Genomic DNA, 21100 nt, shown 5'->3' on the forward strand with positions numbered 1-21100 from the left:
CCGCGAGTCATGTTCGCGGCTGCCTCCGGGCCCAACCGCGTCGCCAACTCGTCCCACAGCCGATCGTCAGGCCACTCTTCAATCTTCTCGTCGAGCGGCACCTGGATATAATAGCGGCTGCGGCTTTCCGACCGCATCGAGGCCAGGGCAAAGCCACGGTCATGGTTGGCGTAGATCAGCTCATGATGACATGGTGGCACGTCCGCCAATATGCCGAGCCAGCCAAAGGGGTAGACCTTTTCATAGGCCTTAGCCACTGAGGCGGGTACCGCCTTGCGCGACGGCCCGTGAAATCCATCGCAGCCACAGAAGAATTGCGCGTCAATCCGGTACGTCACGCCATCCTTGCTATAGGTGACATAGGGCGCATCGCTGTCGACAGCGTGCAGCGCGACGTCGCCTGCCTCATAGATGATCTCCAGCCCGCGCTCGGGCGCGGCCTCCATCAGGTCGCGGGTGACTTCGGTCTGGCCATAGACCATCACCTTCTTGCCGGTCAGCGCCTCAATATCGATACGGATCAGCCGTTCACCATCGGCGAGGTGGAAGCCGTCATGCGGCAACCCTTCGGCATGCATCCGCGCGCCCAGCCCCAGCCGGTCCATCAGGTCGGTGGTCGTCCGCTCCAGCACCCCTGCCCGGATCCGCCCCAACACATAATCGGGGGCTGCGCGCTCGATGACAACGACCTCTATGCCCTCGGCCCGCAGCAAATGGCCCAGCAACAGGCCCGCAGGCCCGGCTCCGATAATGGCGACCTGTGTCTTCATCTCATCTCTCCCATAAGGCGGCTTTGGTCCAGACATGCGGCCTCAGGCGATCGGGCGACAGAGGAAGAGCAACCGATTATTTGGATGATCCGCCGGAAATGGACTGTCAGACAGTGCCATGCTTGACCGGTCAAACCTATTGTCGCATGCCATGACGACGCAAAAGAAGATGGACGATCCGGCCGATAGGTGCCTGTTGCGTACCGGTTCGAACCGTCAGGAGCAGGAGCATCCCATGACCGACATTAGACGCCAGTTGGACGAAGCGCCGATGGGCCGGTTGCAGATCACCGCCATAGCCCTCTGCGTGCTGCTCAATGCGCTCGACGGGTTCGATGTTCTGGCGATCAGTTTCGCGTCTCCCGGCATCGCCAAGGAATGGGGCGTCGATCGCGCCGCGCTGGGGTTTGTGCTGTCGATGGAATTGATCGGCATGGCCGTGGGGTCGGTACTGCTCGGCAATATCGCCGATCGCATCGGCCGCCGACCCACGATCATCGGGTGCCTGGTCGTCATGGCGGGCGGGATGGGCGCAGCCACGATCGCCTGGGACGTTACCTCCCTTTCCCTTATCCGCCTGATAACCGGCCTTGGTATCGGCGGGATGCTTGCCTGCACCAACGCGATGGTCGCCGAACTCGCCAATGCGCGCGCACGCAGCCTGGCGGTCACGATCATGGCGGCGGGCTATCCGGTCGGCGCCATACTGGGTGGTTCGGTCGCTTCCTATCTACTGATCGCGGGTGATTGGCGCGATATCTTCCTATTCGGGGGCATCGTTACCGCCCTGTTCCTGCCGCTGTCGCTGTGGCTGTTGCCGGAATCGATCGGCTTCCTGGTCCAGAAGCGACCGCAAGGCGCGCTATCGAAGATCAATCGCCTGCTCGGCCGCATGGGCCACGCCCCTGCCACGGCGCTACCGCCGCTGGACGCGGCTGCGCCCAAACCCTCCTTTGCCGCGCTGTTCGCTCCGGGCCTTGCACGCACCACCATCCTGCTGACGCTCGCCTATTTCTGCCACATCATGACTTTCTACTTCATCCTGAAATGGGTGCCCAAGATCGTTGTTGATATGGGCTATCTTCCGTCCAGCGCAGGTAGCGTGCTGGTCTGGGCCAATGTCGGCGGGCTAGTGGGTGCGTTACTGCTCAGCGTCCTAAGCTGGCGCATCGCTGTCCGCCCTCTGGTCATCATTACCATGGTTGCATCGACCATCATGGTCACTTTGTTCGGCCAGGAACAGACGACACTGTCTGGCCTCAGCTTGATTGCGGCATCCGCCGGCTTCTTCACGAACGCTGCGGTCGTGGGTCTCTATGCGCTGATCGCCCAGTCCTTTCCGACCGCCGTGCGCGCGGGCGGGACCGGTATCGTCATCGGCGTGGGCCGGGGCGGCGCAGCGTTGGGGCCGATATTGGCCGGCTTTCTGTTCAGCCTCGACTTCACCCTGCCACTCGTCGCCATCGTCATGGCGTCGGGATCGTTGCTGGGCGCGGGATTGCTGCTGGCGCTGCGCCAACGCCGATAGGCCATGACTGCTTCGCCCGTCCCCAGCTTCTATCTTTATGGCGAGCCACAGCGCAGCGTTGCGGAGGGGTTCGTCCATGTCGAAAGTCTGGACGACCGCTCGCGGCCGAGCGAATGGACGATTCGCCCCCATGTCCATCGCGACCTCAATCATATCATCCTGATCGCCGAAGGCGGCGGGGCGATGCAGGCGGAGGCGGCGGCGGTCCACTTCGATGCCCCCTGCCTGCTGCTCATCCCGGCGGGCATCGTCCATGGTTTTACCTGGGCCAGTGAATCGCGCGGGGCCGTGGTCACCATCGCCGACAGCTATCTGCGCCACCTCGTCTTGCGCGATGCGGATCTCGTTCCTCTCTTCGCCCACCCCCAGGCCGTCGCGCTCCCCCGATCGGACCGCGCCGCCGCCGAAGACGCCATCACCCGCATGGATCAGGAGTTAAGCTGGGCCGGACCAGGCCAGCGCGCGGCGGTCGAATCCGCCTTGCTGCATCTCATGGTGCTGGCCTTGCGCCATGCTGCCTTGGGCCAGCAGGCGCAGCCCGGCACCCCGCGCCAGGCCGCATTGGTCGCGCGCCTGCGGGAACGGATCGACCAGCGCTTCCGCCTGCGCGAGCCCGTATCCGCGCATGCCCGCGCGCTCGGCGTCAGCCTCACGGCCCTGCGCCAAGCGTGCGCCCGCGTGGCGAACAGTTCGCCCGCGCAGATGCTCGACGACCGCGCATTATTGGAGGCGCGCCGGATGCTGCTCTATTCCCAGCTGTCGGTCACCGACATCGCCTATGCCGTCGGCTTCGAAGATCCCGCCTATTTTTCGCGCTTCTTCGCCCGCCATGTCGGCCAGCCGCCGCGCAGCTGGCGCGCCGCGCGCGAGAGTTGACGCACCGGCCCGCACCTTTAAGGGTTGGCGCATGACTGCGGACAAGCTTACCGACCTGCTCGTTGCCCGACTGGTGCGTGACCATGGCAGCAGCAAGCATCATTGGCGCCGGGTGATCGGCCCGCTGCGCCTCTACAGCCGCGCCACCCACCCCCATTGCAACTGGAACGCGACGCCGACCGGTACGATCGCGGACGTCGCGCTCATAGAAAATATGCTCGACGATCTGCGCATGGCGCATCCGCTGCTGACGGCCTGACGCAAAAGGGCGCAGCCGGTTGCCCCGACTGCGCCCTTTCGTGCGACCCCGAAGGGATGTCGATCAGACGAGCTGTTGTTCCAATTCGCCCAGCACGCGATAGCAGTCGAAGACCTTCGTGACGCTCGAATTGGGCTCGCGGCCGTCGCGGATCGCGCCGATGAATTCGCGGTCCTGCAATTCGATGCCGTTCATCGACACGTCCACCTTCGACACGTCAATCGGCTCTTCCTTGCCATTCACCAGATCGTCGTAGCGCGCGATATAGGTGCCGGTGTCGCCGATATAGCGGAAGAAGGTGCCCAGCGGCCCGTCATTGTTGAACGACAGCGACAAGGTACAGATCGCCCCACTCTCGCTCTTCAACTGGATCGACATATCCATGGCGATCCCCAGTTCGGGATGGATCGGCCCCTGCATCGCATGGGCCGACACGATCTTGCCCGCCTGATAAGCGAACAGATCGACCGTATGCGCCGCATGGTGCCACAGAAGATGGTCGGTCCAGCTCCGCGCTTCGCCCTTGGCATTGATATTCTTGCGACGGAAGAAATAGGTCTGCACATCCATCTGTTGAATGGCCAGATCGCCTGCGGTGATCAGATTATGGACATATTGGTGGCTGGGGTTGAACCGTCGCGTATGCCCGACCATGCAGACAAGGCCCGTTTCCTGTTGCTTGGCTAGCACCGCCTGCGCATCGGCCCAGCTATCCGCCAACGGAATTTCGACTTGGCAGTGCTTGCCCGCGTCCATGCAGGCGATGGCCTGCGCCGCGTGCATTTGCGTCGGCGTACACAGGATCACCGCATCAACATCGTCGCGGGCCAGCGTCTCGGCAAGTTCCGTCGTCGCATGGCCGATGCCATATTTATCGGCAATCGCCTGGGTCGCATCCAACCGACGACCAACCAGCGACGTCACGCTCACACCGTCGATATTCTTGAGGCCATCCAGATGCTTTTCGCCAAAGGCACCCGCGCCAGCCAAAGCAATACGCATGAGAAACTCCGTATATTTAAGCCCCTCCCTTTCAAGGGAGGGGGAAGGGGTGGGTGCGAGCCAAGCGAGCCTGCACCCATCATGAAGAGGCTTACTCTGCCGCGATCGCTGTCACCGTATCGCTTCCGGTCATGTCCAGCCCCTCGCCATTGTCCGGGCGTAGCACCATATGGCCGATCGCGGTGTTGGAGCAGGGCACATGGTAATGGCGGTGCAGCGCACGGGTCTTCTTCCCCAGCGCGCCGCGCATCACGAGCCACATCACCATCTCAATGCCTTCGCTGCCGGTTTCGCGCAGATATTCGATATGCGGAATGCGGCGTAGATGGTCGCTGTCACCGATCAGACCGTCCAGGAATTTATTGTCCCATTCCTTGTTGATCAGGCCCGCGCGCGGCCCCTGCAACTGGTGGCTCATGCCGCCCGTACCCCAGATCTGCACGTTCAGATCTTCGGGGAAACTCTCGACCGCTTTACGCACCGCCTCGCCCAGCGCCCAGCAGCGATTACCCGATGGCGGCGGATAGGTGACGACGTTGACCGCCAGCGGCACGACCTTGCACGGCCAGGCGTCGGGCTTACCGAACATCATGGAAAGCGGCACGGTCAGGCCATGGTCGACATCCATCTCGTTGATGATGGTCATGTCGAACTCGTCCAGCACCAGGCTCTGCGCGATATGCCAGGCGAGGTCGGGATGCCCCTCCACGTCCGGCACGGCGCGCGGACCCCAGCCTTCATCGGCCGACTTGTAGCGTTCGCCACACCCGATCGCGAAGGTCGGGATGATCTTCATGTCGAAGGCGGACGCATGGTCATTATAAACGAGGATGATGACATCGGGCTTTTCCGCCTTCTCCCATTCACGCGTCCAGTCATAGCCCGCGAAAATGGGGCCGAAATACTCGTCCCGATCCTTGTTGAAGTCCGACGCCACGCCCAGCAGCGGCACATGGCTCGACGCCACACCAGCAGTAATCCGCGCCATATCAGCGATCCTCATTCTTGGCCGCAGCCGCAGCTTCATTCGCCCTGATCGACCGCACGCCTTCGGGCGAACGGCCACCGTTCATCATCATCTCGCGATATTGCGGGAATTCCATGTCCGTCATGGTGCTGACGGCTTCGGCGAACGGAATACCATCGGTCGAAAACAGCTTCGCCAGAAAATAGACATTGCCGCCCAGATCGAGGCAGCGATTATAATCGCGCGCCAGCATCGCTTCCTTCTGGTCCTCGGTCAGCGGCCATTCGTCCATATAGGCGCGCTCATCGGCCTTGAACCGGGTGCGATTCTCGTCCTTCATCAGGCTCATCGCAAACTGGTTCATATGATAGCCCTGCCGCGCCCGCTTGGCGGTGAAGACACGGGTGCCGGGGATATCTTCCATCTCGGCCAGATATTCATGGATATCCTGGTGCTTGGGATCTTCTGTTATCATAGTCCCTTCTCCTTCAACTGGGCATCAAGGCGCGGGAACACCCGGCGGGCATTGCCCTCGAAAATCGCGGCGCGCTCGGCATCGCTGATCTCCAGCGCATCGACATAGCGTTTGGTGTCATCGAAATAGTGGCCAGTGGTGGGATCGATACCGCGCACCGCGCCGACCATTTCCGACCCGAACAGGATATTCTTATTGTCGATCACATCGGCCAGCAGATTAACGCCCGGCTGGTGATAGACGCAGGTGTCGAAAAAGATGTTGTTCATCAGATGCGTCGATAGGTCGGGCTTCTTGAGCATGTCGGCGAGGCCGCGATAGCGCCCCCAATGATAGGGCACCGCGCCGCCGCCATGCGGAATGATGAAGCGCAGCGTCGGGAAATCCTTGAACAGATCACCCTCCAGCAACTGCATGAAGGCGATTGTATCGGCGGCGATATAATAGCCGCCGGTCGCATGCATCGCCGGATTGCAGCTGCCCGACACATGGATCATCGCCGGAACGTCCAGTTCGACCATCTTTTCGTAGAAGGGATACCAATAGCGGTCGGTCAGCGGCGGATGGGTGAAATGCCCGCCACCCGGATCGGGATTGAGGTTGCAGCCGATGAAACCCATCTCGACGCAGCGTTCCAACTCGGCGATCGAATTGCTCATGTCGGCCTTGGGCGACTGCGGCAACATGCATACACCAACGAAGGTTTCGGGGAACATAGCCACCACCCGCGCGATCAGGTCGTTGCAGCGCATCGCCCATTCCTTGGCCATCGCCTCGTCGCCGACATGCGGTGCCATCGCCGACGCGCGCGGCGAAAAAATCGTCAAGTCCGCGCCGCGTTCCTTGATCAGCCGCAACTGGTTCGCCTCGATCGTTTCGCGAATTTCCGCGTCGCTGATGTCGGGATAGGGCGGGCAGGCCGTGCCCGCCTTGAACGCAGCCTTCTGCTCTTCGCGCCAGGCGTCATGCCCCTTCGGCAGCACCGTATAATGGCCATGGCAATCGATAATCAGGCTCATCGCGTCTCTTTCCTCAACCCTTATTCCGTCACCCCAGCGCAAGCTGAGGTCTCAGGCGACAGCGCACCACGCCCGCCCCAAAATCCCCGTCATTCCCGCGAAGGCGGGAATCCATCTCCCAGCAGTTCCTCTTGTCGCGAGGTGGCGAGATGCATTTCCGACTGCGCGGGAATGACCTTGGAAGAAACCACGCCAATCTTCGCGCCCAGCCCTTCCGGCACCATTTTAACCCCCAGCGCCCCGATCGCCCGCTGCCGCGCCACCGTGCCGCGCGTCATCGCGGCCCCCGTGCCAAGCCCTTCCAGCGTCTTGACCACTTCCTCCATCTCGGCCGCACGGCGCAGGCCATGCACCAGCATCCGGTCGAGATTATAGTCGGCCCGCGCGCCCCAGGGCTTGGCCTTCTCGCTCGCGTCGAGCGATGCCAGCACCTCGTCAAGCACGTCGGCCGCCTCGGCCGCCAGCACGCATTCGGCGGTCAGCGCTTCCATCCCCTTGACCATGACCGATCGGATCATCTTGATCGATGAGGCGCGCCCGACATCGGCACCCACGATGCGGGTCTTGGCAAAGCCCAGCGCCGCCAGCCGGACCTGCGCGTCTTTGGCGCGTCCGCCGCTCAGCAACAAGGGGACGTTCAGTCGCGCCGGATCAACAGGCGCCATCACCGCCACATCGACATAATGGGCACCCGCAGCCTCAATCGCGCGCGCCGCCGCCTGCTTGGTCTGCGGCGCGACACTGTTCATGTCGCAATAGAGCGCGTCCGGCGCTATAATCGCCGCCGCAGCCTCGGCCACCGCCAGCGCCTGGTCCGCCGTCACCAGCGACAGGATCAGCCCGACGCCATCCAGCGCGTCTTCCAGAAAGCGCGCGGGCAGGACGCCCGCCTGCCTATAGGCCGCCAGCATGGCGTCGCGCGTGGCCGCCGCATCAGTCTTGGTATCATAGACATGGGCGGCCGCCGCCCAATCCCCAGCTAGCGCAAAGGTGGACCCTGCCTCGCCAAACCCGATAAGACCGACTTCCTGCTCCATAAGAAAGGACATGCCGGATTGTATCCCGCCCGGCCAATCATATCCGGGGGCGTCACATAAGATTTTACGAATTCATGGTTGCGACCGCCTGTTCGATCGCCGCCATGAACTGTTGCTGCAGCCGGGTGGGTCGCCAATCGGCGCGACTGGTGACGCCAATGGTACGGCTGATCTCGCCGGGCGCCGGACCGATATCGGCCAGCATCCCGCTGTCGAGTTCGACCCGCAACTGATCGACCGACAGCAAGGTGAGATAATCACCGCTCACGAGCAATTGCCGCACCGTCATCACCGACCCGCACTCGATCGGCACGGCAGGCAAGTCACCGCCCAGCGCCGCGAACATCGCCTGCCACAATTGGCGCAGCGGCGTGCCCTCGGGCGGCAATATCCAGGGAAAGCGCCGCAGATCATCGCCATTCCAGCCCTGCTCCAGCACATGCCCTGCCCGCGCGAAAATCGTCGGTCGATCCTCGAACAAGGGTTGCTGCACCAGGTCCAGCCCGATCGTCGCATCGCGCAACGCGCCGACCATCATGTCGATCTCGCCATCGCGCAACGGTCCCACCATTTCGGCATGCGACCCTTCGACCACGGAAATATCGACCTGAGGAAAGTCCCGGCGAAAGCTGGTGATCGCCAGCGGCAGCAGCCGCGCGCGGCTGAGCGGCATGGCCCCCACCAATATCCGCCCGCTATCCTCCCCCATCAGTTCGGCAATCTCTTCCAGCCCCTGCCGTAGTTCAGCCAGCGCCAGCCGCAGCCGGCGCGCCAGCGTCACGCCCGCGCGGGTGAGCATCAGCCCCCTCCCCCGCCGCTCGGCCAGCCGCACCCCCAGCGCCAATCCCAGATCGCCGACCGCGCGGTGCAACGAAGGCTCCGCCACCCCGGCCTGCACCGCCGCCGCCGCATAGCTGCCACCGCGCGCCAGCGCGACGAAGGCCCGGATTTGCGCGGCCGTCACCCGGCTGCTGCCGATCAACCGCAACGCCACATCGACGCGCGGCTTGAAGCGCAGCGCGACGGGCGTCGGCACCATCCCGCCCGGTCGCCGCTCGAACAAGGCCGCGCCCAGTTGCGCCTCCAGCTTGGCAATGCCTTGAGTCACCGCAGGCTGGGTCAGGTTCACCACCCGCGCCGCCAGGCTGACGCTGCCTTGCTCCACCACGGCGGCCATCGCGGCGAGATGCCGGATATTGAACTGATCGACCTGCATTTTTGACAATTAGCAAAATTTTATGCAGTCGCGCCAGAACGGATTTGAGCATAGCGCGACTATTGTCCATGTCGCTGTCTGGTTTAGGAAAGAGGAGCAAGCGCCCATGTCCGGCATCGTCGTCCAGAATATCGAACGGGCGGACCTTTCCGTCATCGACGGTCTCGCCCAATGCGGCGTCGCCACCGTCCATGAAGCCCAGGGCCGCACCGGCTTGCTCGCCCCGCACATGCGCCCCATCTATCCCGGTGCCCGGATCGCGGGCAGCGCCGTCACCATCTCCGCCCCTCCCGGCGACAATTGGATGGTCCATGTCGCGATCGAACAGCTCAAGGAAGGCGACATCCTTGTCCTCGCGCCGACCAGCCCCTGCACCGATGGCTATTTCGGCGACCTGCTCGCCACATCGGCCCAGGCACGCGGCTGCCGCGGCCTGATCATCGATGCGGGCGTCCGCGACCTGCGCGACTTGAAGCAGATGAATTTCCCGGTCTGGTCGAAAGCGGTCCACGCCCAGGGCACGATCAAGGGAACGCTGGGGTCGGTCAATGTCCCGATCGTCTGCGCCAATGCGCTGGTCAACGCGGGCGACGTGATCATCGCCGATGATGACGGCGTGTGCGTCGTATCGCGCGCCGACGCCGTTGCCGTGCTGGAAAAGGCACGGGCGCGCGAAGCCGCCGAAGAAGCGAAGCGCGTCCGCCTGGCCGCAGGCGAACTCGGCCTCGACATCTATAATATGCGCCCCCGCCTCGAAGAAATGGGCCTGAAATATGTCTGAGACCCCTGCCTCCGCTAAGGTCATGTGGATGCGCGGCGGCACGTCGAAGGGCGGCTATTTCCTGGCCGACGACCTGCCCGCCGACACCGCCGCCCGCGACGCCTTCCTGCTGCGCGCCATGGGATCGCCCGATCCCCGCCAGATCGATGGCATGGGGGGGGCCGACCCGCTGACCAGCAAGGTCGCGGTCGTGAAGAAGTCCGCCAGGGATGGCGTCGATATCGACTATCTCTTCCTGCAGGTCTTCGTCGATCAGGCGATCGTCAGCGACGCGCAAAATTGCGGCAATATCCTCGCCGGTATCGGTCCCTTCGCGATCGAGCGCGGCCTCGTCGCCGCGCAGCCGGAAGAGACGCGGGTCGCCATCTTCATGGAAAATACCGGCCAGATCGCCATCGCCACGGTCCAGACGCCCGGCGGCATCGTCCGCTATGATGGCGATGCTCGCATCGACGGCGTGCCCGGTAGTTCCGCCCCGATCCCGCTGGAGTTTCGCGATACCGCTGGCTCCTCCTGCGGCGCGCTGCTCCCGACCGGCAACGCCTGCGACGAAGTCGAGGGCGTTCGCGTCACCCTGATCGACAATGGCATGCCTTGCGTCGTGATGCAGGCGCGCGATGTCGGCATTACCGGCTATGAGGATCGCGATACGCTGGACAAGGACCGCGACTTGAAGGCCCGCATCGAAAAGATCCGCCTCGCTGTCGGCGAACGCATGAACCTGGGCGACGTCACGGAAAAGTCGGTGCCCAAGATGATGCTGGTCGCCCCGCCCCGCAATGGTGGCGCGGTTACGGTGCGCAGTTTCATCCCCCATCGCGCCCATGCGTCGATCGGCGTGCTGGGCGCAGTCAGCGTCGCCACCGCCTGCCTGATTAAAGGGTCGCCCGCCGCCGACGTCGCCAACATCCCTGACGGTTCGCGCAAGACGCTGTCGGTGGAGCATCCCACCGGCGAAACCACCTGCGTCATGGAACTGGACGAGAGCGGCTCGGTCACCAGCGCGGCGATGCTGCGCACGGCGCGCAAGCTGATGGATGGGACCATTTTTTCCTGACCGTTCGGGCTCAGCCTGTCGAAGCCCTCCACTTGTCTTAAAGAAAAAAACAGCCGTTGGCTTCGCCGACCTACGGTTCGACAGGCTCAGGGCGAACGGAGTTTTAGGATATGACTCGGATCGTTTCATGGCACGGCAACCCGTCCAAACCGCTCTATACGCCCCCGCCCGGCGCGATTGATGCGCACTGCCATGTGTTCGGGCCGATGGCGGACTTCCCGTTCAGCGCGAAGGCGAAATATCTGCCCGAAGACGCCGGACCGGACATGTTGTTCGCCCTGCGCGACCATCTGGGTTTCGACCGCAACGTCATTGTCCAAGCCAGCTGCCACGGCACCGACAATAGCGCGACGCTAGACGCCATCGCCAAGTCTAACGGCAAAGCACGGGGCGTCGCTGTCGTTGATCCGGCGATCTCGGAGGCTGACCTCCTGGCCCTCCATGACGGCGGCATCCGGGGCATCCGCTTCAATTTCCTCAAGCGCCTGGTCGACGACGCGCCCAAGGACAAGTTTCTGGAAGTCGCCAGCCGCCTGCCTGCCGGCTGGCATGTCGTCATCTATTTCGAGGCGGATATCCTCGAAGAATTGCGCCCCTTCATGGATGCTATCCCCGTGCCCCTCGTGATCGACCATATGGGCCGCCCCGATGTGACCCAGGGACCGGACGGCGCGGATATGAAGGCCTTTCGCACCTTTCTCGATTCCCGCGAAGACATTTGGTTCAAGGCCACCTGTCCCGACCGCCTCGATCCCAATGGCGATCCATGGAATGCCTTCGCGGATGCCGTCGCGCCGCTCGTCGCCGACTATCAGGACCGCGTGCTATGGGGCACCGACTGGCCCCACCCCACTATGCAGGACGCCATCCCCGACGACGGCCATCTGGTCGACATGATCCCGCGCATCGCGCCAACCGCAGAGTTGCAGCGCAAATTGCTGATCGACAATCCGATGCACCTCTACTGGCCGGAGGAAAATGTCGCCTGACGGACGTGGGCGTCAGGCGACCAGCCCGACGCCCACATCCTGCCCCGCCCATGCGCCCCAGCGATCCGCATCGGGCCGGGCTTCGACCCGATCGACCAGGTTGAATATCTTTACCTGACCCTGGGCGGCATCATAGGTGGGCCAATCCTCCTCCGGCCTGCCATGCCGCACGAAATGGGCAATGTGCCGCGTCATCCTTTGGCCCAAGGCGGCACGCTGCCCGGTCATCCGTCCACCCCGCGCCAGCGCAGCGCGCAACCCGTGCATCGGCCATGTCAGCGTGAGGTCCAGCCCATGAGTCGCCCCGGCGATGGGGTGCGCATAATCGAAGCGGTAGAACCAGGTCGGGCTATGCGCGGCATGGCGATCAGCGAAATGGCGGGTCGGCATGACGAACGTCAGGTCACTGGCCAGCGCCCGCCGCCCCGCCTTGGTGCGCGGATAGGTCGCCAATATCGCCTGCGCTTGTTCCACTCCCAATTGCCCGCGCAACAGCGTTTCCAGCGCGGACCAACTGGTTGGCAGAATATCGCCGGGCATCAACTCGAACAATCGTACCTCGTCGCGCGTCGCTCCGGCCAGCAACGGCACTGGCGCGGCCTGCGCCTCCTGAATGGCCGCGAGTGTCCCTGGCACCAGATCGCCGTCCAGCCAGGGCGATGCGGGAATAGTCCCCGGATTGGCCGCGCCGACAGCCGCCTGCGCCTCAAAGAGGGCGTGCAAATCCAGCGCCTGTAGTGCCGGAAGGTCGCGTCCCCCTGCACCCAATGCCGCGGCATATTGGCGGCCAATTGCCTCGCTCTTCGCCCGACCATGGATCAGGCTTACGGCACCGCTCTGCATGATCGCCTGCTGAAACAGTGGCCGCGCTGCCGGGATGTGCAACAGCAGCGAGACAGACATTGACCCGGCGGATTGCCCGCCAATCGTCACCCGATCAGGATCACCACCGAAGGCGGCGATGTTGTTCTGCACCCATGTCAGTGCAGAAATCTGGTCGCGCAGGCCGAGGTTGGAGGGAATATCTGCGCTATTCAGCGCGGCCCCAAGATTTACGAAACCCAGTACACCGACGCGATAATTGATCGTGACGACGATGATCCGTCCATCGCGGGCGAGTTGGGAGCCGTCATAGCTGTTGCCGCTGCCCGCGACGAACGCACCGCCGTGAATCCAGACATAGACGGGCAGACGTTCCTCTTCGCCCATATCGTCCGGCGCGTAGATGTTGACGGTAAGACAATCTTCGGAAAAATCCGGCTGGGAGATGCGCGCGCGCTTTGCCGCGTTGCCATACATTTGCGGGCATTGCGGACCCGGTACGGTCGCATCGCGCACGTCGGCCCATGTCGGGGCCGCGACAGGCGCGGTAAAGCGGGCGGCCTGCGCATAGGGAATGCCCAGCCAGCGCCGTGCACCTTGGGCGCTTGACCCGCGAACGAGACCAGACTGCGTAGCGACGACCTGATTGTTCATGGCACTCCCCTCTCCTGCGGCGACGTCGCACCGCATCACGCCTATCGCACCATCATCGCCCGCCCAACACGCTTTTGTTCATGCAGCGGATCGCCGTACCGATATCGGGCTGGTCGGACGTCACGCAGATCCAAGAAGGCTGACGAACGCCCGGATTTGCAGCTAGCCTCGCCCAAAATCACAGGAGAGACGATATGGAAGCGCTTGCAGAACTGGTCGCCAAGGAAGAGATACGACAGCTGGCGCAGCTTTATTCGCGTGGCGTCGATCGCAAGGATCTCGCGCTGCTCCGCACGCTCTATACGGACGATGCGATCGACAATCACGGCCCTTATTCGAGCGGCCCGGTCACGAACTACTACGCCTTTCTCGAACGGTCGCTGCCCCACATGCATATCGGCAGTCACCATATCTGCAATCATCTGGTCAGCGTCGATGGCGACACGGCGCAAGGTGAAGTCTACGCCATCGCCTGGCACCTGATCCCCGATAGCAAAGGCGGCCTAGCGCATGACGTCCAGAGCGTCCGCTATGTGGATAATTATCGCAAGGAAAACGGCCGCTGGCTGTTCGCGCGGCGCGACGTCCAGTTCGACATGAAGATGCTGCTTCCGGCCGCCGATCATGGCGAAAAGCCTGATCCCACCCAGGACGCGACTTACGCAGTGCTTCCCGCGGCTTTGTTTGCGCGTCATTGACGCTCCGCCGCCGGTTCGCCGAGGCGATCAAACCAGGCCTTGCTTGACAGCGTCGGCGGCGATGTTGATCACCCGTTCAAACGACGAAATGGTCGGCATGGCAGGAAGGATTTTTCGATGACACGCTCTCTCAATGGCAAGGTCGCGGTGGTGACGGGCGCGGGGTCGGGTATCGGGCGGGCCATCGCCATCCGCCTAGCCGAAGACACGGCGAAGATCGCCATCTGGGACATCAATGCCGAAGGTGCTGCCGAAACCGCGCAGATGATCGAGGATGCCGGTGGCAGCGCCATTGCCATCGCCGCCGACTGTTCGGACAAGGCCGCCATCCACGCGGCGGCGGAGGAAACCCGCGCCACGCTCGGCCCCGTCGCCATCCTGGTCAACAATGCCGGCATCGCGCCCTTCACCCCATTCATGGAGATTGAGGACGACCTGTTCGACAAGGTCATCCACATCAACCTGCGCGGACCATATCTGCTGACCAAGGAAGTCTTGCCCGACATGCTCGCCGCCCAATGGGGCCGTGTGATCAACATCACTTCCTCCTCGGTTCAGTCCGGCTCCTTTGCCCAGGGCCATTATGTCTCGTCCAAGGGCGGATTGATGGGCATGACCAAGGCGCTGGCACTGGAATTCGCCGCCAGCGGCGTGACGTTCAACATGGTGCCGCCCGGCTTCATCGACACGCCCATGCTACGCGCGGCACCGATCGACGTCGATGCTTTTGCTCAGACCCTGCCGATGAAGCGGGTGGGCAAGCCGGAAGATATTGCCGCCGCCTGCGCCTATCTGGCGTCGGAGGAGGCCAGCTACATTACCGGCCAGACGATCAGCACCAATGGCGGCCGCTATATGGGATCGCATTAAGCCCGAACAGAAGAGCGTCGTGCCCCAAGCACCTTGCGTGCGCGCCATCGGCTCTTATGCTGGCACCATGGTTCAGAAACGTCGCATTGGAGCCGAAAGCTCCGAAACCCGCGCCCGCATTGTCGACGCTGCCGAACAGGTGATCCGCGATGAAGGTTATGCCGCCGCCAGTTCGCGGCGCGTTGCCCTGCGCGCGGAATTGCCGCCATCGCTGGTGCATTATTATTTCCCCACCACCGATGACCTGCTGCTCTCTGTATTCCGGCGCGGCGCGCAGCAAAGTGACGCGATGATCGACCAGGCGCTGGCCAGCGACGATCCGGTGCGCGCGCTGTGGCATTTCTTTACCGATACCAGCCGCACCGCGCTGGCGATGGAATTTGTCGCGCTGGCCAATCACCGCAAGGCGATCCGCGCAGAAATCACGCGCCACAGCGAAGCGATGCGCGCACGCCAGACCGCCTGTCTCGACCGGCTGCTCGGTCCGAAACTGGCCGAGCAAGGCATGACGGCTGCGGCCATGAGTGTGCTGCTCGCGAGTGCAGGACGGGCGCTGGTCATGGAAAAGGGTCTGGACGTCAGCGCCGGGCATGACGATGCGCGGCACGCGGTCGAACGCTGGCTGGATAAGCTCCTCGCCTAAAAATGAGACATGTTGACTTTTTTTCAACCCCATGCTGAACATGTGTTCAAGGCGTAGAGAAGACTGAGGAGAGTCGGACATGGCAAGCACCGCAATCACGCGCATGGCGCATGAAGAGATCAAGCCGAACATCGGTAGCCGCATCCTGAACAGCAAGGCGGAATTGCTGGCGGGCGATCTGGGACCGCAGCTGCGCGAGTTGCTGGAACAGCGCGGCGTGCTGGTGTTTCCCAAGATCGATTTCGACGATGACGAGCAGATCGCCTTCACCAAGACGCTCGGCACATTCGCGCCCGAAATGCAGGACGGCACCAACCACAAGATTCACAAGATCACGCTCGACGTGAAGGAAAACCCGCAGAGCGCCGAATATCTCAAAGGCTCGCTCTACTGGCATATCGACGGCACGATGAACGATACGCCGATCCTGGCGTCGCTGCTATCGTGCAAGGTCAAGGCGCCGTGGGGCGGGAATACCGGCTTCTGCAACACCTATGCCGCCTATGAAGCGCTGAGCGACGCGCAGAAAGCGGAGTATGAGAAGCTGCGCGTGATCCATTCAGTGTGGGCGACGGTCTTCTATTATGAACCGGAACCCAGCCTCGCCAAGATTGAGGGGATGCAGCGCATTGGCGAAAATGAACTGCCGCTGGTGTGGAACCACAAGTCGGGGCGCAAGTCGCTGGTCCTTGGTTGCACCGCGCATCGTGTCAAAGACGTGACCCCGATGGAAAGTGCCAAAATTCTGGTCGGCCTGCGCGAATGGGCGACGCAGGAGGAGTTCAGCTACAGCCATGAATGGAGCGTCGGCGACCTGGTGATCTGGGACAATACCGGCACCATGCACCGCGCCGAGGCCTATGATCCCGCTTCCAACCGCATGATGCACCGCACCAAGTTGCAGGGCGAAGAACCGTTCGAATAAAACGGCTTTAGCGCGGGCTAGTTAGAGGCCCGTCGCCAAATATGGCGGCGGGCTTTTCAATGCGCGTCTCAGATAGTTACTCGATCGACTTTGGTGCGCCGGTGCCCATATAACGCGCGAGATTCTGATGCAGGCTGGCGACCGAGCGCTCCATATAGGGATTGGGCTGGGTGCCGCGGAAGCCGACATTCTTCATGCCCTGCTGGACGGCGGCCATGTTGGTGAAATCCTGTTGCAGGACCGGCGGCCATTCCTCCGGTTTGGTATATTCCCAGTCGGTCGCGGGCGCTTCGCCGTCGGGGAACAACTCGAATACCGCCGCCTCGAAAATACATTTGTCCGGGTCGCCCTGATAGGGACGGGCCGAATAGCAGAGCATGTTGTTGACGGCGTGGCCGATCTGGAAATTGGGGAAGATCTGCCAGGCGGTCCCGCTCTTGGCGGTATGGGATGGCTCGACCACCGGCCAGATGACGCCGCGCTTTGCATCGTCGGCGCGGGCGGTGGCCAGCCAATGCTGGAGCACCTGGGCCGCGGGGGTGCCTTCGGGCAATTCGTCCTTCAGTCGCTGCGCCGCGTTGACCAGCGTCATGGTCGTATTGGTGTTGGCATTTTCCCAGGTGAAGAGCTGCATCTCCGCCGTCGAGAGGCGCGGGTCTTCGCCCGATCCGACCCGCAATTTGGCCTGGTTCTCGTCCATATTCTTGGGCGCGTCATAGCCGATATTGCTGTGCAGCCCATGTTGGCGCGCCCAACCGCGAAATTCGCCGAAGGCATTGAATTCGGGATGGGTGGTCTGGACATGATATGTTTCGCTGAACGCTTCCAGCGCGACTTTCCAGTTGCAGTCGAAGATGATCCATTTGCGCCAGCGATAGCGCATATTCTGAAGGCCGAAGGGATCGAGCATGCCCGGCACCACGCCCAGATAGTCGGTCAGCGACTCCCCGTCGGGATCAAGGCTGATCCATGCCCAGCCGCCCCAGGTGTCGACCCGTACCTTGCCCAGCGCGGTGCGTTCCGCGGTCAATTTGCCCTGCCAGTCATCCTGATGGTTGACGAAGGTGCATTGCCCCTGTCGATCGAAGGTCCAGCCGTGGAAGCCGCAGATGATGCTCGTCCGGTTGCCGCGTGCGTTGCGAGCGCCCGCTGGCGTGTCGATCAGACGGCGGCCACGATGGGGGCAGACATTGTGAAAGGCACGCAATTCGTCGGGGCCAGCCCGCATGACGATGACCGAGTCCTCAAGGATATCGTAAGTGACAAAATCACCCACATTGGGAATGTCCTCCAACCGGGCGGCCTGCAGCCAGACCTTGCGCCACAATCGGTCCTGTTCGGCGCGCGCATAATCGGGCGATATATAGGCCTCGACCGGGCCGGTGACCGGCTGTGTCAGATCTGTCATGGCATCCTCGCTTGTCATCTATCGGCCCTGCCACCGGGGCAGGCGCTTTTCTGCAAAGGCACGCGGGCCTTCCTGTGCGTCTTCGCTTTGGTAGGTGTATTCCGACGCGGCACGGGCGGCCTGGAGCGCAGCGGAGCGGCCCATCTCGGTCGCAAGCATCACCGTGTCGCGGCCTGCTTTCACCGACAGAGGCGCGCCGTCCAATATTTCGGTGGCAAGCGCGATGGCGGCGTCCAGCAGTGCTTCGGGTTCGGCCAGGCGATTGACGAGACCGATCTCATAAGCGCGCTGCGCGGTGATCGGCTTTCCGGTCAGGATGATCTCCATCATGATCCGCTGCGGGATCATGTGGATGAGCGGCGAGGCCCAGGGGGATGAGCGGCCGACCTTGACCTCAGTGATGGCAAAGCGCGCGGTGCTGCTGGCGACGCACAAGTCGCAGGCCTGCGCGATCATCCAGCCGCCCGCGAAAGCGACGCCATTGACGGCGGCGATCGTGGGCTTGGTCAGTTCGATCGTGTCGTAAGGCAGCGGGAACATGGCGCGCGGCGGGACGGTCATGCCGGTCTCGACCATTTCCTTGAGGTCGCCACCCGCGCAGAAGGCCTTGTCGCCTGATCCCGTCAGAATGGCGACGCGCAGCGCCGGGTCCGTTTCGAATCTTTCCCATGCCGCCCGCAAGCCTTCGCGCACTTCGCGGCTGAGGCAGTTGCGCTGGTCGGGGCGGCTGATCGTCAGGACGGCAATGCCATCGGCACGGGCGTCGAAAAGGATGGCGTCGGTCATGTCGCTGACATTCCTCCCCTGGCAGGGGAGGTGTCTGGCGCAGCCAGACGGAGGGGTGTCGCCCTATCGATAGGGTGACACCCCTCCGTCAGCACTGCGTGCTGCCACCTCCCCTTACAGGGGAGGATTTCAGGCTTCGACCGGCGAGACTTCATCTAAAATCCCCTTTGCGCGATGATATGGGCGGCCCGGTCCAATTCCTCGCGGAAGTCTGGATGGGCGATGGCGATGAGGCGGCGAGTGCGCTCGGCGAGGCTTTGTCCTTTGAGTTCGGCCGCGCCATATTCGGTGACGACGACGTCCACGTCGGTGCGAGCGGTGGTGACCGGGCCGGAGAGTTGGGCGACGATCTTGCTGAGCGTGCCGCCCTTGGCCGACGCCGACAGCGCGATGATCGATCGGCCGCCCGGCGATCTGGCACCGGCCCGCACGAAATCGACCTGGCCGCCGGTGCCGCCAAGATAGGCCGCGCCCGATTGTTCGGCGTTAACCTGTCCGGTCAGGTCCACCTCCAGCGCGCTGTTGATCGTGACTAGGCGCGAGAGGCGGCCCAATATCGCGGCGTCGTGGGTATAGCTGGTCGCGCACATACGGATCGCGGGGTTGCGGTGCGCCCAGTCGTAGAGGCGCTTCGTGCCGATGAGCGCGCCGTTGATCGAGACGCCGGGATCGACCTCCTTGCGGGCGTTGGTGATGACGCCAGCTTCGACCAGTTCGACAAGGCCATCGCCCAGCATGCCGGAATGGACGCCCAGATCCTTGCGGTCGTGTAGCAGCCGCAGGATCGCATCGGGCACAGCCCCAACCCCAGTCTGGATCACCGCGCCGTCGCCGATATAGGCGGCACAGTGGCGGGCGATGGCTTCGTCGGTGGGACCGATCGCGGCGGGGGCGACTTCGACCGGCGGACGGTTGACGGGAATGGCGACATCGATGGCCGAGGCCGGGATGGTTTCGCCCGGCGTGAAGGGGACCGCTTCGTTGATTTCAGCGATGACGACCCGCGCCTTGTCGACGGCAGCGCGAACATAATCGCTGATCAGGCCGCAGCTATGATTGCCCTGCTTATCCGCCGGGCTGACCTGGATCAGCGCCACGTCGCAGGGGATGATCCCGGCGGTGATGAGCGGACCGACCTGGCTCACATGGACGGGGATGACCTGTAATTTCCCTGCCTTGGTCATGGATCGCAGCGCACCGATCGCGCCCATGCTGGACAGGGCGAAGCTGTCGGCGGTGGCGGGGGTGAAGAGGCCGGAAAAGCTGGTGGCGATGAAGGCGGAAAGGCCCGGAATGTCCCGGCCTTGGTCGATCAGCGCCTCGACCAGGGTCGTGGGTTCGCCACAGGCCTGGCCGATGACGATATGGTCACCGGCCTTTAAGTGTACAGCGAAGCGGACACTGGTTTCGCTTTTCACAATCGCCCTACTTGTCGGAGTAAATGTTCGGCGCGGCTGAGATGGGGACGATCGAGCATCCCGCCCTTGTAACCGATCGCGCCGACGCCAGGATTTTTCGCAAATATATCAACAACTTCAAGTGCGTGCGATATTTCTTCCTCAGTGGGCGTGAAGGCGGCATTGATCACATCGACCTGCGCCGGGTGGATCGCCAGCATGCCGCGATAGCCATCGCGCCGTACTTTTTCCGCACGGGCTTTCAGGCCTTCGAGATCACGGAAATCGCCCTGGATCGTTTCGATCGCCGTCACACCGGCGGCCGCTGCGCCGAGCAGGCACATGGAGCGCGCCAGTTCATAGGTGAAGCCATAGCTGCCGTCGTCATTGCGGTTGTTGCTGGCGCCGATCGAGTCGGCCAGATCCTCCGCGCCCCAGGTCAGCGCGACGACACGCGGCGCGCCCTTATAATTGCCGGTATGGAACATGGCTTGCGCGGTTTCGGTGACCAGCACGATCAGCGGGGTCGAGCCTTCATCGATGCCATTGGCGACTTCAAGCGCGGAGAGATAATGGTCGAGCCGCTCCACATCCTGCCGCCCATCGACTTTGGGCAGCATGATGCCGCCGGGGCGCGCGGGCATGATCGCGGCGAGATCGAGCAGCGTATGGGGACCGTCGAGCGGATTGACCCGGACCCACAAACGGTCCCGGCCTTCGGGACGGCTGGCGAGACAATCATGGACCAGTTGGCGCGCCAGCACCTTGTTGTCGGTCGTGACGGCATCTTCCAGATCGAACAGCGCGATGTCCGCCGCGCTGTCGGCGGCCTTGGCCATCTTCTTCTCGCTGTCGCCGGGCGCGAACAGCCAGGAGCGCATCTTGATCGAGAGGGTGGCGGGGGTGGACATGATCTTCTCT

22 protein-coding genes (1 of these 22 only partly in view) are annotated in these 21100 nt (G+C 63.1%); 10 read left to right on the plus strand and 12 right to left on the minus strand.

What is annotated here, in order from left to right:
• Positions 1-770, minus strand: the 5' portion of a protein-coding gene (pobA, locus tag BSY17_RS01535; protein WP_069064063.1) for a 4-hydroxybenzoate 3-monooxygenase. It extends 400 nt beyond the left edge of the window; only the first 770 of its 1170 coding nucleotides appear in the window; the start codon lies at positions 768-770; its stop codon lies beyond the left edge, outside the window.
• A 235-nt stretch (positions 771-1005) separates the two neighbouring features.
• On the opposite strand from pobA, the gene BSY17_RS01540 reads away from it, so the two are divergent.
• Genes BSY17_RS01540 through BSY17_RS01550 form a run of 3 tightly spaced genes read left to right on the plus strand, consistent with a single transcriptional unit; the run spans position 1006 to position 3433 of the window.
• Complete coding sequence (locus BSY17_RS01540) at positions 1006-2298, plus strand: MFS transporter (protein ID WP_069064471.1); 1293 nt, start codon at positions 1006-1008, stop codon at positions 2296-2298.
• Between the two features lie 3 nt (positions 2299-2301).
• Complete coding sequence (locus BSY17_RS01545) at positions 2302-3174, plus strand: helix-turn-helix domain-containing protein (protein WP_069064064.1); 873 nt, start codon at positions 2302-2304, stop codon at positions 3172-3174.
• Positions 3175-3205: 31 nt separating this feature from the next.
• A complete protein-coding gene (locus tag BSY17_RS01550; protein ID WP_069064065.1) occupies positions 3206-3433 on the plus strand; it encodes a hypothetical protein in 228 nt (75 codons plus the stop codon).
• A 63-nt stretch (positions 3434-3496) separates the two neighbouring features.
• Here the strand turns inward: BSY17_RS01550 and BSY17_RS01555 are convergent, their stop codons facing one another.
• The 6 genes from BSY17_RS01555 to BSY17_RS01580 all read right to left on the minus strand — a co-directional run bounded on the left by BSY17_RS01555 (position 3497) and on the right by BSY17_RS01580 (position 9149).
• On the minus strand, positions 3497-4435 hold the full coding sequence (locus tag BSY17_RS01555; RefSeq protein ID WP_069064066.1) for a Gfo/Idh/MocA family oxidoreductase: 939 nt from the start codon (positions 4433-4435) through the stop codon (positions 3497-3499).
• Positions 4436-4526: 91 nt separating this feature from the next.
• Complete coding sequence (locus BSY17_RS01560; RefSeq protein WP_069064067.1) at positions 4527-5423, minus strand: class III extradiol dioxygenase subunit beta; 897 nt, start codon at positions 5421-5423, stop codon at positions 4527-4529.
• Position 5424: 1 nt separating this feature from the next.
• Positions 5425-5877 (minus strand): protocatechuate 4,5-dioxygenase subunit alpha, encoded by a 453-nt coding sequence (gene ligA / locus BSY17_RS01565; RefSeq protein ID WP_037475071.1) that lies wholly within the window; start codon positions 5875-5877, stop codon positions 5425-5427.
• Positions 5874-6896: an amidohydrolase family protein gene (locus BSY17_RS01570; RefSeq protein ID WP_069064068.1), complete on the minus strand. Its 1023-nt coding sequence runs from the start codon at positions 6894-6896 to the stop codon at positions 5874-5876. The genes ligA and BSY17_RS01570 overlap by 4 nt, the downstream gene beginning before the upstream one ends.
• Before the next feature lie 89 nt (positions 6897-6985).
• Positions 6986-7933: a DUF1932 domain-containing protein gene (locus BSY17_RS01575; RefSeq protein WP_069064069.1), complete on the minus strand. Its 948-nt coding sequence runs from the start codon at positions 7931-7933 to the stop codon at positions 6986-6988.
• Positions 7934-7997: 64 nt separating this feature from the next.
• A complete protein-coding gene (locus BSY17_RS01580) occupies positions 7998-9149 on the minus strand; it encodes a LysR substrate-binding domain-containing protein (protein WP_069064070.1) in 1152 nt (383 codons plus the stop codon).
• A gap of 106 nt (positions 9150-9255) precedes the next feature.
• Here BSY17_RS01580 and ligK point away from each other — a divergent pair, with 106 nt between their 5' ends.
• The 3 genes from ligK (at position 9256) to BSY17_RS01595 (ending at position 11976) form a co-directional block, all read left to right on the plus strand.
• The gene (gene ligK, locus BSY17_RS01585; RefSeq protein ID WP_069064071.1) at positions 9256-9930 is read left to right on the plus strand and encodes a 4-carboxy-4-hydroxy-2-oxoadipate aldolase/oxaloacetate decarboxylase; all 675 of its coding nucleotides are present in this window, start codon (positions 9256-9258) and stop codon (positions 9928-9930) included.
• Positions 9923-10987, plus strand: a complete 1065-nt coding sequence (locus tag BSY17_RS01590; RefSeq protein WP_069064072.1) for a 4-oxalomesaconate tautomerase — start codon at positions 9923-9925, stop codon at positions 10985-10987. The genes ligK and BSY17_RS01590 overlap by 8 nt, the downstream gene beginning before the upstream one ends.
• 110 nt (positions 10988-11097) lie before the next feature.
• The gene (locus BSY17_RS01595; protein WP_069064073.1) at positions 11098-11976 is read left to right on the plus strand and encodes an amidohydrolase family protein; all 879 of its coding nucleotides are present in this window, start codon (positions 11098-11100) and stop codon (positions 11974-11976) included.
• Positions 11977-11988: 12 nt separating this feature from the next.
• Here BSY17_RS01595 and BSY17_RS01600 read toward each other — a convergent pair whose 3' ends face one another.
• Positions 11989-13452, minus strand: coding sequence for a carboxylesterase/lipase family protein (locus BSY17_RS01600; protein ID WP_069064074.1), 1464 nt, complete (start codon positions 13450-13452; stop codon positions 11989-11991).
• Between the two features lie 194 nt (positions 13453-13646).
• Here BSY17_RS01600 and BSY17_RS01605 point away from each other — a divergent pair, with 194 nt between their 5' ends.
• The 4 genes from BSY17_RS01605 (at position 13647) to BSY17_RS01620 (ending at position 16588) form a co-directional block, all read left to right on the plus strand.
• Complete coding sequence (locus tag BSY17_RS01605) at positions 13647-14150, plus strand: nuclear transport factor 2 family protein (protein WP_069064075.1); 504 nt, start codon at positions 13647-13649, stop codon at positions 14148-14150.
• Between the two features lie 117 nt (positions 14151-14267).
• Positions 14268-15020, plus strand: a complete 753-nt coding sequence (locus BSY17_RS01610; RefSeq protein WP_043153560.1) for an SDR family NAD(P)-dependent oxidoreductase — start codon at positions 14268-14270, stop codon at positions 15018-15020.
• Between the two features lie 67 nt (positions 15021-15087).
• Positions 15088-15663, plus strand: coding sequence for a TetR/AcrR family transcriptional regulator (locus BSY17_RS01615; RefSeq protein ID WP_069064472.1), 576 nt, complete (start codon positions 15088-15090; stop codon positions 15661-15663).
• A gap of 79 nt (positions 15664-15742) precedes the next feature.
• On the plus strand, positions 15743-16588 hold the full coding sequence (locus tag BSY17_RS01620; RefSeq protein WP_069064076.1) for a TauD/TfdA dioxygenase family protein: 846 nt from the start codon (positions 15743-15745) through the stop codon (positions 16586-16588).
• Positions 16589-16664: 76 nt separating this feature from the next.
• Here the strand turns inward: BSY17_RS01620 and BSY17_RS01625 are convergent, their stop codons facing one another.
• The 4 genes from BSY17_RS01625 to BSY17_RS01640 form a co-directional block, all read right to left on the minus strand.
• Entirely contained in the window at positions 16665-17996 is a 1332-nt protein-coding gene (locus tag BSY17_RS01625) for an aromatic ring-hydroxylating oxygenase subunit alpha (protein ID WP_237236214.1), read from the minus strand.
• 18 nt (positions 17997-18014) lie between these two features.
• Complete coding sequence (locus tag BSY17_RS01630) at positions 18015-18782, minus strand: enoyl-CoA hydratase/isomerase family protein (RefSeq protein WP_069064078.1); 768 nt, start codon at positions 18780-18782, stop codon at positions 18015-18017.
• A gap of 155 nt (positions 18783-18937) precedes the next feature.
• Positions 18938-20200 (minus strand): acetyl-CoA hydrolase/transferase family protein, encoded by a 1263-nt coding sequence (locus tag BSY17_RS01635; protein WP_069064079.1) that lies wholly within the window; start codon positions 20198-20200, stop codon positions 18938-18940.
• Positions 20197-21090 carry an HpcH/HpaI aldolase/citrate lyase family protein gene (locus BSY17_RS01640; protein WP_069064080.1) on the minus strand — a complete coding sequence of 298 codons (894 nt, stop codon included), beginning with the start codon at positions 21088-21090 and terminating at the stop codon, positions 20197-20199. The genes BSY17_RS01635 and BSY17_RS01640 overlap by 4 nt, the downstream gene beginning before the upstream one ends.
• Between the last annotated feature and the right edge of the window lie 10 nt (positions 21091-21100).

Source organism: Sphingobium sp. RAC03, assembly GCF_001713415.1.
In the GTDB taxonomy this organism is placed as follows: Bacteria; Pseudomonadota; Alphaproteobacteria; order Sphingomonadales; family Sphingomonadaceae; genus Sphingobium.